The organism is Phyllobacterium sp. SB3 (assembly GCF_040009165.1).
Lineage (GTDB): Bacteria > Pseudomonadota > Alphaproteobacteria > Rhizobiales > Rhizobiaceae > Phyllobacterium.
Genome location: NZ_JBDYKI010000005.1, coordinates 307,011 through 319,700 on the forward strand (window position 1 = coordinate 307,011; position 12,690 = coordinate 319,700).

At 66.1% G+C, this 12,690-nt stretch carries 12 protein-coding genes; 2 read left to right on the forward strand and 10 right to left on the reverse strand.

Annotated features, from left to right (window positions below):
• Nucleotides 1-43: 43 nt before the first annotated feature.
• Both ABKW30_RS20315 and ABKW30_RS20320 read right to left on the reverse strand, forming a co-directional pair.
• Nucleotides 44-484, reverse strand: a complete 441-nt coding sequence (locus ABKW30_RS20315) for a hypothetical protein (protein ID WP_348600831.1) — start codon at nt 482-484, stop codon at nt 44-46.
• 144 nt (nt 485-628) lie between these two features.
• A complete protein-coding gene (locus ABKW30_RS20320; RefSeq protein ID WP_168436638.1) occupies nt 629-796 on the reverse strand; it encodes a hypothetical protein in 168 nt (55 codons plus the stop codon).
• A gap of 335 nt (nt 797-1,131) precedes the next feature.
• Here ABKW30_RS20320 and ABKW30_RS20325 point away from each other — a divergent pair, with 335 nt between their 5' ends.
• Nucleotides 1,132-1,692 (forward strand): flavin reductase family protein, encoded by a 561-nt coding sequence (locus tag ABKW30_RS20325; protein ID WP_348600732.1) that lies wholly within the window; start codon nt 1,132-1,134, stop codon nt 1,690-1,692.
• Nucleotides 1,693-1,702: 10 nt separating this feature from the next.
• On the opposite strand, the gene ABKW30_RS20330 is transcribed toward ABKW30_RS20325, so the two are convergent.
• The 4 genes from ABKW30_RS20330 to ABKW30_RS20345 all read right to left on the reverse strand — a co-directional run bounded on the left by ABKW30_RS20330 (nt 1,703) and on the right by ABKW30_RS20345 (nt 8,934).
• Complete coding sequence (locus ABKW30_RS20330; RefSeq protein ID WP_348600733.1) at nt 1,703-2,638, reverse strand: DUF2493 domain-containing protein; 936 nt, start codon at nt 2,636-2,638, stop codon at nt 1,703-1,705.
• Nucleotides 2,639-2,952: 314 nt separating this feature from the next.
• Nucleotides 2,953-3,999: a toprim domain-containing protein gene (locus ABKW30_RS20335; RefSeq protein ID WP_348600734.1), complete on the reverse strand. Its 1,047-nt coding sequence runs from the start codon at nt 3,997-3,999 to the stop codon at nt 2,953-2,955.
• On the reverse strand, nt 3,999-8,345 hold the full coding sequence (locus ABKW30_RS20340; protein WP_348600735.1) for a strawberry notch family protein: 4,347 nt from the start codon (nt 8,343-8,345) through the stop codon (nt 3,999-4,001). Before ABKW30_RS20340 ends, ABKW30_RS20335 begins: the two co-directional genes overlap by 1 nt.
• 151 nt (nt 8,346-8,496) lie before the next feature.
• Nucleotides 8,497-8,934, reverse strand: coding sequence for an antirestriction protein (locus ABKW30_RS20345; RefSeq protein WP_348600736.1), 438 nt, complete (start codon nt 8,932-8,934; stop codon nt 8,497-8,499).
• 241 nt (nt 8,935-9,175) lie between these two features.
• Between ABKW30_RS20345 and ABKW30_RS20350 the strand changes: the two genes are divergently transcribed.
• A complete protein-coding gene (locus ABKW30_RS20350) occupies nt 9,176-9,535 on the forward strand; it encodes a hypothetical protein (protein ID WP_348600737.1) in 360 nt (119 codons plus the stop codon).
• 3 nt (nt 9,536-9,538) lie between these two features.
• Here ABKW30_RS20350 and ABKW30_RS20355 read toward each other — a convergent pair whose 3' ends face one another.
• From ABKW30_RS20355 to ABKW30_RS20370, 4 genes are all read right to left on the reverse strand, one after another.
• Nucleotides 9,539-9,772, reverse strand: coding sequence for a DUF6117 family protein (locus ABKW30_RS20355; protein ID WP_348600738.1), 234 nt, complete (start codon nt 9,770-9,772; stop codon nt 9,539-9,541).
• Nucleotides 9,769-10,170 carry a hypothetical protein gene (locus ABKW30_RS20360; protein WP_348600739.1) on the reverse strand — a complete coding sequence of 134 codons (402 nt, stop codon included), beginning with the start codon at nt 10,168-10,170 and terminating at the stop codon, nt 9,769-9,771. The genes ABKW30_RS20355 and ABKW30_RS20360 overlap by 4 nt, the downstream gene beginning before the upstream one ends.
• A 72-nt stretch (nt 10,171-10,242) precedes the next feature.
• Nucleotides 10,243-10,464 (reverse strand): hypothetical protein, encoded by a 222-nt coding sequence (locus ABKW30_RS20365; protein ID WP_348600740.1) that lies wholly within the window; start codon nt 10,462-10,464, stop codon nt 10,243-10,245.
• Nucleotides 10,465-10,525: 61 nt separating this feature from the next.
• Complete coding sequence (locus ABKW30_RS20370; protein WP_348600741.1) at nt 10,526-12,670, reverse strand: ParB N-terminal domain-containing protein; 2,145 nt, start codon at nt 12,668-12,670, stop codon at nt 10,526-10,528.
• Nucleotides 12,671-12,690: the final 20 nt, after the last annotated feature.

Genomic DNA, 12,690 nt, shown 5'->3' on the forward strand with positions numbered 1-12,690 from the left:
CGTAAGACATCAACCCACCGTCCTGCCGCCGCCGGCAACGATGTCAGGCGCGCGCGACGTTCTGCACGGTTGGCCCGGGCGCGGCCATGGCTGTCACCCGAATCAGCGCCGTGACGCCAACGGCGATTGCGCCGATAACGGAGAAGATGATCTGCCACGTGTCGGAGGGCATGGTGTGTTTCAAGATGCCATGCGTCGCGTGGTAGCCGGCGAGCGTAGCGGGCGCGACGAAGGCGAGTGCGATCGCGAGCCGTATCCAGAGCGGTCGGATGAAGGCGAGCAGGAACTGCCCGAGGCCGAGTGTGAGTGCGGCAGCGACAAGGCCGACGATGATCGCGCCGAGCCAACCGACGCCGGTCTGATAGGCCCATGTCCCGGCGCTGACGCCGGCGAAGAACGGGAGCGCGAAGACGGCCAATGTGAACAGCAGCCAGCAGAGAACGCCGATCGCTGCGATGCTGGAGAGGATGCCGATGAAGATCATGGTGGTGTTCTCCGTGAGATAAAGGTCTGACGGTCGCGCCACCACCACCACCACGGCGCGTTGCCAGTATAGCCGAAGAGAAGGCAGGACGGGAGCGGAAATCCCGTAGGATTCCCGCATGCGGCCGCGACGCCTTGCCCGCGGTCAGCGGGCGAAAGGATCGATCTCGTGAACGATGGCGGCGAGTTCGCCGTCATATTCGCCGGCGGGCATGACGCCCATGGTGCCGTCTCCGGCCTGGAAGATGACGATCGAGACCATGAGGGTGGTGGCGAGGCTGAAGGCGAAGGCGTGAGCTTGATTGAGGGACATCTGACCGGCTCCTGTCTTGGAGGCGGGAGACCATCTCCCGCGCGACAGGCGCCCGATGTGTCCGGCCGGATGGCCGCAATCACCGCGCAGGCAAAGCTGGAGCGGCGGCATGCTCGCATAGCCGACCCTTTACGGGTTGATGGCGTCAGGCCAGCGGCTGGACCAAGGATCAGCGCAATGGAAGCGGGAGATGGTTTTCCGCCATGACCGAAGCCATGATGGAAATGCCCGCTCAATGCTTTCGGGCCAAAGCATCGCCGCCATGCTGCCGGTCGTGATGCTGCCGACATGGACAGGTATAGTCATCCTAAGCGCAAAAGCCGAAGAGGACGCCCATGCCGAAGCTTCCCAAGAAAAGCGATTTCCCGGTGAGCCAGGTGCGGCGCTATCTGGAGCCCGGCCCGATCGTGCTGGTGTCGTCGAAGTGGCAGGGCGCGACCAACATCATGACGCTCGGCTGGCACACGATCCTGGAATTTTCGCCGTCTCTGGTCGGCCTGATGATCTCCGGCGGCAATCACAGTCACCGGATGATCCGCGAGAGCCGGGAGTGTGTGATCAATCTGCCGACGACGGCGCTGACCGATACCGTGGTCGGGATCGGCAATACGTCGGGAGCCGAAATCGACAAGTTCGCCAAGTTCGACCTCACGGCGGAAGACGCGAGCGAGATCAATGCGCCGCTCATCGGCGAATGCCATGCCAGCTTCGAATGCCGCCTTCACGACGACGCACTGGTCGACAAGTACAATTTCTTCATCCTCGAGGTGGTGAAGGCGCATGTCGCCGCGTCGCCAAAGCATCCCGAGACGCTGCACTACACCGGCGATGGCGTGTTCGTGGTGTCCGGCAAGGTCATCAGCCGCAGATCGCTGTTTCGACCCGAAATGCTGTGAGAGGCGGCGCTTACGCGCCACCTCCCTTCGGGCGGAAATCGAACAGCGGGATGCCGAGCTTCCTGGCCTTGTCGGCAAGGTTGTCCTGGATGCCGGTGCCGGGGAAGACGATGACCCCGATCGGCAGGACGTCGAGCATCTGATCGTTGCGCTTGAACGGTGCGGCCTTGGCGTGTTTCGTCCAATCGGGGGCGAAGCCGACCTGCGGCACCTTGCGGGCGTCGGCCCATTTGGCCGCGATCTTCTCGGCGCCCTTGGGCGACTTGCCATGCAGCAGCACCATGTCGGGGTGCTTGGCGTGGACCTGATCGAGCTTGGCCCAGATCAGGTGGTGATCGTTGAAGTCGAGCCCGCCGGTGAAGGCGATCTTTGGACCTGCCGGCAGCAGCACCTGATTGTCGGCCCGCTTCCTGGCGGCGAGGAAGTCCCGGCTGTCGATCATCGCCGAGGTCAGGTTGCGATGGTTGACCATCGATCCGCTGCGCGGTCGCCAGTTCGATCCGGTGTGGCGCTCATAGTGCTCGGCGGCCTGGTCGCGCATCAGCTCGAAGGCGTTGCGGCGTTCGATCATGGTCTGGCCCTCGGCCGTCAGGCGTTCCAGCTCGACGGCCTTCACTTCGCTGCCGTCCTGTTCGCGCTGGCCGCGGCGCTGTGCCTGCTCGTTGTCGTCCAGCTCGCGCTCGATCCGGTCGGTGGCTCGGTGGAAGACGTTGACCGTCGACCAGAGGAGATCGTCGAGGTCGGGTTCGAGGCGGGTGTCCTCCAGGGTGACGATCAGGGCATCGAAGATGTCGGCGATGGCGCCGGCGACATGGTCGCCCTCCGGAAGTGGTCGGGGATCGGGTTCATCCGTGAAGGGACGGTAGCCGTAAAGCTGGAGTTCGCTCAGGACATGGTCGGTGGGTGAAGAGGCGTGGTGCGGTTCGTGGTCGTCGTGCTCGCTCATGGGATGCTCCGTCGGTTCGACCGCGACCCTCGCGGCCTTCATGGCGACGAAAGCCGGCGGGCGGTTCGGACCTGCACCCGCAGCGAAGTGGAGGGCCGGAGCACAGCGGAGGATGACGAAGGCGGGCTATTTTGCTTCGCGATGGAAAGCGGCCTCTGGCCGCGCCGGAAAATAGTCCGCCGCAGGCATTGCGGGTCCGGGCCGTTTGGTGGCCGATCGCCCTCTCGAAGGCCGGGGCGCGGTTCTCTCCGACCTGGGAATCATCTGAGCGATGCCGACGACGGCGCTACCCGCCGTTTGCACCTCGCCTCGGCCTATGCCGTCAGTGCCATAAAGCGAGCGACGTCCTGGGGCGCGATCTGCACCCGGGCCGCTGCCCGGAGGCTGTCCAGACCCGCCAGGCGGAGGTCCTCGTTGAAGTCGCCCAATGTTGGAGACACCACAATCGCCTCGATCCCGGCCGCGTTCGCCCGTTCGATCAATGCCGCCATCGCCCCGTCGCCGGCCGGATCGTTGTCGCGGGCGATGTAGAGCCGTCGCAGCGTGTCGGGGAACAGGATGGCCGAGAGATGCGCCGCCGAGAGCGCCGCCGCCATCGGCATGTTGGGCAGCGCCATCCTGAGCGACAGCATCGTCTCGATCCCTTCGCCCGCCGCCATCACTTCGCCCGCTACACCGAAGCGAACGGCATGTCCGAGGAGGTCACCCATCGCCCGTCTCGGGGTGTCGATCGGGGCCTTGTCCGAGCCGTCAGGTGCGAGCCAGGTGCGGTGCGCGCCGGTCTGATGTCCGGCGAGATCGGTGACCGATGCGATCATCGCCGGCCAGGTCTCGGTCGGGGAATACTCGTCGGGCCGATAATAGCACCTGGGATGAAAACGCAGGTTTCCGGTTCCGTGCAAAGCCGTAATCGCACGGTTCCGTAGATACGTTTCCACGACAGTGCCCAAAATCGGCTGCGACATCCCGACGAGCCGCCGTGCTGCTTCCGGCGATCCGATCGGCGCTGGTGCTTTGCGTTCGCCATCATGCCAGCGGTCCGGTTCGGGATGCGGCATCGACAGGAAGGTCCGTGCCTCGTCGGCGACGTCCTTGAAGTCGACCAGGCCGCAGCTCTCGCGAATGACGTCGAGCAGATCGCCATGCTCGCCGGTGGCGGCGTCGGTCCATTTACCAGCCGCACCCTTGCCGGTTTCGCCGCCCTTCAGCCGCACGAACATCGAGCGGCCCGGCGTGTTGCGGACATCGCCGACCAGCCAATAGCGCCCCTCGCGATGGCCGGTGGAAAGATAGTGGCGGCACACCGCCTCGGCCTGTCGGCCGAGACGGATCGCCAGTTCGGAAGCGTCGTGCCGCGCCATCACGCCGCCTCCCGTTCGCCGATGCGCTCGACGGGATAGCGCTCCAGCACGTTGGCCAGGATCGCAGCGCCGGTCGTATCGGTCGGCACGAACATCCGCAGCTTCCACGAGATGATCTCGTGAAACAGGCCATAGGCCCGCAGGCGATCGCGCATGGCGTCGGTGAACCCCGACAGCTCGATGCGGTTGGCGCCCATGACCCGGACGCGGCGAAGCTGAAGACCCTCGGTCAGATCAAGGATGGTCTTGCCGTCCATCAGCGCCACGAAGGCGTCGTCGGGCGTCAGCGTTGACGTGCCGGCCGCGAGCGCGCCGGCCACCCATGCGGGGGAGACGCGGCGGCCGACGATGCGCTCGCCGTCGTCTGTCTGGAGTCGATAAACCCGAGTCGATTCGTTCGGAAGCCGCTTCCAGATCGGCAGCAATAGCCCGCTGACGACATGGATGGTGCTATCGGCATACTCCGGCACCTCGGCGGCCTCGGCATCCCATGCCGCTGTGAAGGCGATCCGCTCCGCCTGCACCCAATGGGTCTCGTCCATCACCTTGATGGGAATGTTGTGCGCCTCCATCGGCCGGATCAGCCGCACGCGCCGTTCGATCTCGCCATCGTCCAGCATGATGCTGGTGGTTGGTATCTGCACGGCGGCGCGGCCCGAACGCTCGTTGACCAGCAGCTTCGCGCCCGGGTCATCGAGATGGTCGAGCGCCTCGGCCAGCGTCACGGGACGGTTTCGCTGGCGCTGGGTGATGGTCAGCAGACGAGCTTCGGCGCCGGTGCCGGGATGAACGTGGATCGTCCGGCGATCGGTGACGACAAAGCTCTCGGCCTGCAACGTCTCCAGCCCGGCATCGTAGCTCCCCGACGCGATGGCGCCCTCGATCTTGGCGTTCAGCAGCCGCTCGAATGCGGTGAACAGGATGCCCTGAAGATCGATGGTCAGCGCCAGCAACCTGTTCAAGAAGGTGGTGATCGGCGGAAGTTCATCTTTGATGCCGGTGGAATCCATCAGCGAGAGGCCGGTGGCGTCCTCGAACGTCTGGAGCGAACAACCCTCGACCTTGCCGCGCACCAGCAACAGGTAGAGCTGCCGCAGCGCGTCGCGGGCGTAGTAGCTCTCCAGATTGTCCTCGGGCCGGAACAGGCCTTGACCGCCCGTCTGGCGCTGGCCGCGCGTGATCGCGCCTAGCGTGTCGAGGCGGCGAGCGATGGTCGAGAGAAAGCGCTTTTCCGCCTTCACGTCCGTCGAGATCGGCCGGAACAGCGGTGGCTGCGCCTGGTTGGTCCGGTTGGTGCGGCCCAGGCCCTGAATGGCGGCGTCGGCCTTCCAGCCCGGCTCCAGCAGATAGTGGACGCGCAGGCGCTGGTTCCGCGCCGACAGATCGGCGTGGTAGCTGCGCCCGGTGCCGCCGGCGTCGGAGAAGATCAGAATGCGTTTCTGATCATCCATGAACGCCTGCGTCTCGGCCAGATTGGCCGAGGCGGCGCGGTTCTCCACGGCGAGGCGGTCGATGCCGCCGGGGCTGGTCATGGAGTCGGCACCCGACTTGCGGACGATGCGGCGCGAACGTCCCGTCACCTCTGCTACGACATCGGTGCCGAAGCGCTGGACGATCTGGTCGAGCGCGCCGGGGACGGGTGGCAGCGAAGCGAGCCTCTCGATCAAACGGTTACGACGGGCAACAGCGTCGCGGCTTTCGACCGGCTGGCCGTCGCGAAACACCGGCCGCGACGACAGGTTGCCCTCGCTGTCGGTGAACGGCTCATAAAGCTGCACCGGGAAGGAATGGGCGAGGTAATCCAGGACATACTCGCGCGGGGTGATGTCCACCCGGACGTCATTCCATTCCTCGGTGGGGATCTCCGCGAGACGGCGCTCCATCAGGGCTTCGCCGGTCGACACGATCTGGATCACGGCGGCATGGCCGTCGACTAGGTCCTGCTCGATCGAGCGGATCAGGGTGGGCGTCTTCATCGAGGTCAGCAGATGGCCGAAGAAGCGCTGCTTGGCGGATTCGAAGGCCGAGCGGGCGGCGGATTTGGCCTGGCGGTTCAACGTGCCGCCGTCGCCAGTGATGTTGGCGGCCTGTATGGCGGCGTCGAGATTGTTATGAATGACGGCGAAGGCGCCGGCATAGGCGTCGTAGATGCCGGTCTGCTCGGGGGTGAGCTGGTGCTCGACCAGTTCGTATTCGACGCCGTCATAGGACAGTGAGCGGGCCGTGTAGAGACCGAGCGAGCGCAGGTCGCGGGCCAGCACTTCCATCGCCGCGACGCCGCCATCCTCGATCGCCTCGACGAATTCGGCGCGGGTAGAGAACGGGAAGTCCTCGCCGCCCCAGAGACCGAGGCGCTGGGCATAGGCGAGATTGTGGACGGTGGTCGCGCCGGTCGCCGAGACATAGACGACGCGCGCATTCGGCAGGGCGTGCTGGAGCCGGAGGCCCGCACGGCCCTGCTGCGAGGCGGCGACGTCGCCGCGTTCGCCTTTTCCACCAGCGGCGTTCTGCATGGCGTGGCTCTCGTCGAAAATGATCACTCCATCGAAGTCGGAGCCCAACCATTCGACGATCTGCTTGACGCGGGAAAGCTTCTCGCCCCGGTCGTCGGACCGTAGCGTGGCATAGGTGGTGAATAGGACGGCTTCCGAGAGCGTGATGTCCTTGCCCTGCGGGAAACGCGACAGCGGCGTGACCAGCAGCCGCTCCATGCCGAGGGCCGACCAGTCACGCTGCGCGTCCTCCAGCAGCTTGTCGGATTTCGAGATCCACACCGCCTTGCGGCGGCCCTGCATCCAGTTGTCGAGGATGATGCCGGCCGACTGGCGGCCCTTGCCGGCGCCGGTCCCGTCGCCGAGCATGAAGCCACGGCGGAAGCGCACAGCGTTCGGCGCATCGTCGGGAGCGGCCGAGACGACATCGAAGGTCTCGTCGAGCGTCCATGATCCCGCGAGGAAGTCGGCATGCGCCTCGCCGGCGTAGATGACGGTTTCGAGCTGGGCGTCGGAGAGAAGGCCATCCGAGACGATGTTGGCGGGCAGTCGGGGCCGGTAGCTGGGCTTCGGCGGCGCGACCGAGGCCATCGCCACGGATTGCACCAGTTTGGTGGGATGGGCCTGCGCACCGGGAATACGGATCGCCTGCAATCCGTATTCTTCATAGATCGCGTCGGTGATCCGGCCGTCTTCGGCGGGTGTCCAGTCCACGGTCTCATAGACGAGTTCGACGCCTTCGGGCTCGATGGACGCGGGCGTGGCGGGATGCGCGGCAGTGGTGCGAGCGAGGTATCCGCGAACGGTGCGGGGCGTCGCGGCGGACGCCGAAGTCGCCACTGGCGGGAGGGCAGCAGTCGGACGCGGCGGAACCTGCGTCTCGATCCAGCCGAGCAGCGTGCCGAGGTCGGGCGCGATGCCGGGCGAAGGGGTAAACGCTGAACGATCGTCGGCCGGCAGCTTGTCGATGACCGTCAGCCGCGTGTCGATGGTCGTGCCGTGCTTGGCATAGACCGAGCCGTCCACGGCCGCGGTGAAGACGACGCGGCCACGCTCCTGAAGCCGGACGAAGGCCGCTGCCCAAGCCGGATGGTCGGGGCTGAAGTTGGCGCCGGTGATCGCCACCAGCCGCCCCCCATCGGCGAGCCGGGCCAGCGCCGAGGCGACATGGCGATAGGCGGTGTCGGCCACGCGGCCGGAGATGTTCGCCATCGCGGAGAACGGCGGATTCATCAGCACGACGGACGGGACGGCCCCCTGTCCGAGATGATCGTCGATCTGGGCGGCGTCGAAGCGCGTGACGGCAACGGCCGGAAACAGCGCAGCGAGTAGATCGGCGCGGGTTTCGGCCAGTTCGTTGAGGAGGAGCGTTCCGCCTGATATCTCGGCCAGGATGGCGAGCAGGCCGGTGCCAGCCGACGGCTCCAGCACGATGTCGCCAGCAGCAATGGCGGCGGCCGCCACTGCGGCGAGACCGAGCGGCGCCGGCGTCGAGAACTGCTGGAGCGCCTGCGATTCTTCCGAGCGTCGCGTATGCGTCGGCAGGAGCCCGGCGATCTTTGCAAGAGCGGACTGACGTGCAGCCGGAGACGCGGTCTTACGGAAAAGCGCCTTTCCGTATTTGCGCAGGAAGAGGACTGTCGCGACCTCGCATGCCTCATAGGCCGCCTTCCAGTCCCAGGCGCCGCTGGTGTCGGATGCGCCGAAGGCTGCTTCCATCGCTGCACGGAGGATCGCAGCGTCGATGCGCTGGCCGCGTTCGAGATGATCGAGAAGCTGTAGCGCCACCGCGAGGATTGCGGACGCACGGGTGACGGGCGCGGCCGGAAGGGCCACGGGAGACAGAATGTTCATGGGGGAACCTCGGGAGAGCGGAAAGGACAAGCCCGGCGGCGCTCTCTCTCGACCGCCCGGACTCGACCCGTCCCGGCCGTCCTCTTCCTCTGATCCGCCGACATAAAAAACGCCCGACCGTGAGGCCGGGCGCTAAGAGAGAGGGCAAGTTTCAGTCGATCGCCTGGAAGATCTCGGCGGATTCCGGATGGTCTGCGGCGTAGTCGTAGAGGCGGCCATATCCTTCCGACATCGCGTCGACCGGGTACTTGAAGGAGAGATGGGAGAAGGCGAACAGCGTCGTGATGATGCCGGCGGCGTCGGCCGTTACCTCGCCCTCATAGCCGTTGGTGTCGCAGACGATCTGAAAGCGGGGCTTCGAGGTCGGCGCGAGGTATAGCGGCCTGCCGTCGCGCTCATAGAAGTCCCAAAGGCCGCCACGATAGTCGAGCGGGCTCAGGCGCTCCATCAGGTGATAGACGGTCATCTCCGCCACCAGGACATGCTGGCGGCCGAAGAGCAGCGGCAGGAAGTCCATCCGGCGGGCCTCCGGTACGAGGGCGACGGCGCGCGCCGAGGAAGCGTCAGTGCTGTTTGTAGTGTCGGGCATGGGGATTTCTCCAAAGAGCGGGATCGGAAGACCCGGACAGCGCTCTCTCTCGACCGGACCGGCTCGAACCCGTCCCGGCCGCCCTCTCACTCTGGCGCGCGGCATGACCGGCTGATCGCGCGGCCTTCCGAGGTGGACCGCGCGGCGTTACACTCCTTCATCCAGCATATGGCGGACGGCGACCCGGGCAATCGGGGACGCATGTCCGCCCGACCGAGCGAGGCCCCGAAGGGAGACGGTGATGAAGGGAAGTGTGATCGGCATGGTGGCCGGAGGATGCCTCGTGGTCGGCTTTGGGGCGGGGTTCGCGCTCCGCCCGGTGATCGCGCCCGGCGGCGCATCGGCGGCCGCAGTTGCGGGCGTGGCGCAGCCAACAGAAGAAGAGGCCATCGCAGCCGTCCGCCGCCATCGTCTCTTCACGGGGACGTCGCTCGCCAATGCGACGCTCAAGCTCGGTGATTGTTCGCCGAGCGGTGTCGGACCCGGCGTGACGTGCATGACGCAGCTCACGATGGATACGACCCGGGCGAACGCCACGCCCCAGAACCGTCCGGTCGGCTTCGCGCGCGTCAACGGGCAATGGGAAGTGGCCGTCTGGTAGAAATCAGGCAGCCATTTCGCCGCCCGTGTCGGGCGGAAGGTACGCGTCATAGGGATTGCCGTCCGCCAGGTGGCCGAACGGCGTGAACATATAGTCGCCACCGTCACGACCGACCGCACAGATGACATAGCGCGGTTCGCCGGTTGCGGCGTCGGTGCATTCCATCAGCGCCAGGTCGCCGCTTTCCGCGGCGCGCAGCAGGGTCTGGAAGTTGGCGTGCGCGTGATCGGGAATCATCGCACACCTCCCTCAGCGAGCCAGCGGCTGGTGCTCATCCATTCGATCGTGCGGCCGGTGGAAAGATCGAGCAGATGGGCGCCGCCGGAGAAACCGTCGACGACAGGGTCCGACGCGATGCCGGCCCACTGAAACCCCCAGGTGCCGGTGAGCGCGAATGTTTCGGCGCAGCGCGTGACGAAGGTAATCAGCAATTGCGGATCGGCCGTGCCGGGATCGCGAAGCCAGAGGCGCGTCGCGCCATACTCGGGCGTTAGCGAAAGCCGGAACGGCTCGGCGGGCGGGTCCTCGCGACCGTTCTCGGCCATCAGCGCGGTGTAGATGTCGAAGGCCCGCACGACATTGGCGACTGAGCCGACGTCGAGCAGGCAGGAGAAGCGGGTGAGAAAATCGGTCATGTCGGGCTCCTGAAACGAAAAGAGCCCGGCGCTGGGCCGGGCTCGTGTGGGTCGGGATCGTGGCTAGGAGGGCTAGTAGCCGAACTGCCAGGACGGCCAGGATTGGCCGTCGTCGGCGGCCGCCACGGCCTGGGTGAGGTATTCGGGGTCGCCGTCGACCACGGTGGGGTCGCGGACAGGCGTCTCGTCGATGACGGTCACTCGGGAAACGAGGCCATCCTCGACCTCGACGTGGACCGGCACGAGATACTGGAATACGACGCGCCGGATCGACGCGGGGCTGAATTGCACCATGCGAACGCTCCTTCGATTTGGGGGAGAGGAGCGGAGCGGCCGAAGCCGCCCCGCGAGCCACTCATTCGGCGGCTACGAGGTGACGTTCGTCATCCTCGCCATCAGCCGGCGATTCAGAGCCATCGTCGGTGCTGAGGAAGTCAGGCAACTCGGCCCCGTCGGCTTCTCCACCGCCGTCCACTTCCGATGCCGGATCGCCATCAACGCCGGCAAGTCGAAGCGGCTCGGGCAGCCAGCCACTATCGGCCAACAGACGCTCAGCCTCCTTGGCCATGTCGCCCTTTTTCAGATGCCCGATAAGCTCGGCGGCTCGCTCGCCGGCGCCTTCGCGGACGGCTTCGAGGATGCGGGGCTTGGTGACACGGTTGAGGTAGTTGCCGAAGGTCGGGCGCCAGCCGGCTTCGACGATGTCGAGCCCGGTCGCCCGCGTCAGCCGGTCGGCCTGCGCGAGCCTCATGTCGAGCGTGTGCTGCGACACGCCACCAGCGCTGTGCGGGTTCGGCCGCTCGTAGAGCGCGTTAACGCCATAGCTGACGCAATGCGCCAGCAGAGCCATGCGGCTGGCATCGTCGAGCCCGGCCAGCCAATCCCAAAGGGCTTCATCGTCCTTCGGGATGTCGCTGGCCCAGGCGTCGTGACGCTCCTGCACGGCCCGCGCGGAGGGGCTGTCCTTCAGCGCCTCGTCCTGAACGGGGAAGAAGATGTGCTTCACCCCGGCCTCCATGGCGCCCGTGTACATGCGGGTCATGAAGGTGTCAGAGACGAGCTTATGGAGAAGCGCCGTCATGGCGATGTGCGGGTTTTCAGCCACTGCGTTGCGCAGCGCTAGGGTGCGGTAGGCGGTCAACTCGACAACGAGGCGTTCGGGCAACGGCTTGATGCTGTCGTCCTCATCGTCCTCCTCCGGTTCGACAGGCCGGCCGCCGATAGTGATGACAGCGCGTTGCACCGAGGGGCTCGCGGTGCCAGCGGATTCGGTATCGGTCTCCGATCCTTCCTCACCATCGGTCCGGACCTGAGGCACATCCTCGGGCCGGACGAAGCCGCGATCGACCGAAAGCGATCCGTCGGCGTCGATGCTGACAAAGACGCCGGCGATGGCGATGTCGGCCGGGTCGAATTGCTCGGGGCGATCGTCGAACGCGGCCAGAGCCGTCTCGATCTCGCCCAGGCGCTCGTCGACCTCGTCGGGCAGTTCGTCGGCGTCCTGATATTCCGCCTCGAGCCTGGCCTGCTCGGCGGTGAGCGCCTCGATGGTCGCCTGTTCCTCGGCCGACAGATCGATCGGCGCGCCGGAGACCTCATGCAGGCCGCGTACCGCGTCGTAGGGGAAGCTGACCGCGACCTCGATCCACTTCCAGCCTTCGGCGGCGATCGCGTCGGCCTCGGCCTTCAGCTTCTCGGCGACAAGTCGATCGAGAAGCCCGACGTCCTGCAGCCAACCGCCATCATCGGCCTGGAAGAGGTCGCGCATGACGATGCCGCCAGCCGCCTCGTAGGCTTCGATGCCAAGGAAGGCGGCACGCTTGTCGGAGGCGCGCACCGTGGTCTCGGTCAGCATGCGCCGGATCTGATAGGGCTCCTTCGACCAGGCGTCCTTGATCGCGTCCCAGACCTGGGTCTGACGCTCGTGGTCTTCGGAGACGGTGAAGGCCATGAGCTGCTCCAACGTCATGCCATCGTCGGCATAGACCTCGTGCAGGACGGGCGAGACGGTTGCGAGGCGCAGCCGCTGCTTGACCACGTTGACGGGCACGAAGAATGCAGCGGCGATCTCCTCCTCGGTCATGCCCTTGGTCAGCATGTCGTGGAAGGCGCGGAACTGATCGAGCGGATGGAGCGGCGCGCGCTCAATATTCTCGGCGAGCGAAACTTCCTCGGGAAGGATTGCGCCGTCGCGATCACGGACCACGCAGGGCACGGGCGCGATCTTGGCGAGACGCTTCTGCTTCACCAGCAGTTCGAGCGCTCGGAAGCGGCGGCCGCCGGCCGGCACCTCGAACATGCCGGTCTCAACGCCTTCGGCGTCAACGACGGGGAAGACGCTGAGACTCTGGATCAGGCCGCGCCGGGCGATCGAGGCCGCGAGGTCCTCGATCGAGACGCCGGCCTTGACGCGCCGGACGTTGGACTGGCTGAGCACCAGCTTGTTGAAGGGGATGTCGCGCGAGGACGACAGGATGATCTTCTGAACGGCAGTAGCCATCGGGATTTACTCCGCGACGG

Bases quoted from the DNA above. Each gene is read 5' to 3' on its own strand.
- ABKW30_RS20315 (WP_348600831.1), bottom strand. From the start codon at position 484: ATGATCTTCATCGGCATCCTCTCCAGCATCGCAGCGATCGGCGTTCTC.
- ABKW30_RS20320 (WP_168436638.1), bottom strand. From the start codon at position 796: ATGTCCCTCAATCAAGCTCACGCCTTCGCCTTCAGCCTCGCCACCACC.
- ABKW30_RS20325 (WP_348600732.1), top strand. From the start codon at position 1,132: ATGCCGAAGCTTCCCAAGAAAAGCGATTTCCCGGTGAGCCAGGTGCGG.
- ABKW30_RS20330 (WP_348600733.1), bottom strand. From the start codon at position 2,638: ATGAGCGAGCACGACGACCACGAACCGCACCACGCCTCTTCACCCACC.
- ABKW30_RS20335 (WP_348600734.1), bottom strand. From the start codon at position 3,999: ATGGCGCGGCACGACGCTTCCGAACTGGCGATCCGTCTCGGCCGACAG.
- ABKW30_RS20340 (WP_348600735.1), bottom strand. From the start codon at position 8,345: ATGAACATTCTGTCTCCCGTGGCCCTTCCGGCCGCGCCCGTCACCCGT.
- ABKW30_RS20345 (WP_348600736.1), bottom strand. From the start codon at position 8,934: ATGCCCGACACTACAAACAGCACTGACGCTTCCTCGGCGCGCGCCGTC.
- ABKW30_RS20350 (WP_348600737.1), top strand. From the start codon at position 9,176: ATGAAGGGAAGTGTGATCGGCATGGTGGCCGGAGGATGCCTCGTGGTC.
- ABKW30_RS20355 (WP_348600738.1), bottom strand. From the start codon at position 9,772: ATGATTCCCGATCACGCGCACGCCAACTTCCAGACCCTGCTGCGCGCC.
- ABKW30_RS20360 (WP_348600739.1), bottom strand. From the start codon at position 10,170: ATGACCGATTTTCTCACCCGCTTCTCCTGCCTGCTCGACGTCGGCTCA.
- ABKW30_RS20365 (WP_348600740.1), bottom strand. From the start codon at position 10,464: ATGGTGCAATTCAGCCCCGCGTCGATCCGGCGCGTCGTATTCCAGTAT.
- ABKW30_RS20370 (WP_348600741.1), bottom strand. From the start codon at position 12,670: ATGGCTACTGCCGTTCAGAAGATCATCCTGTCGTCCTCGCGCGACATC.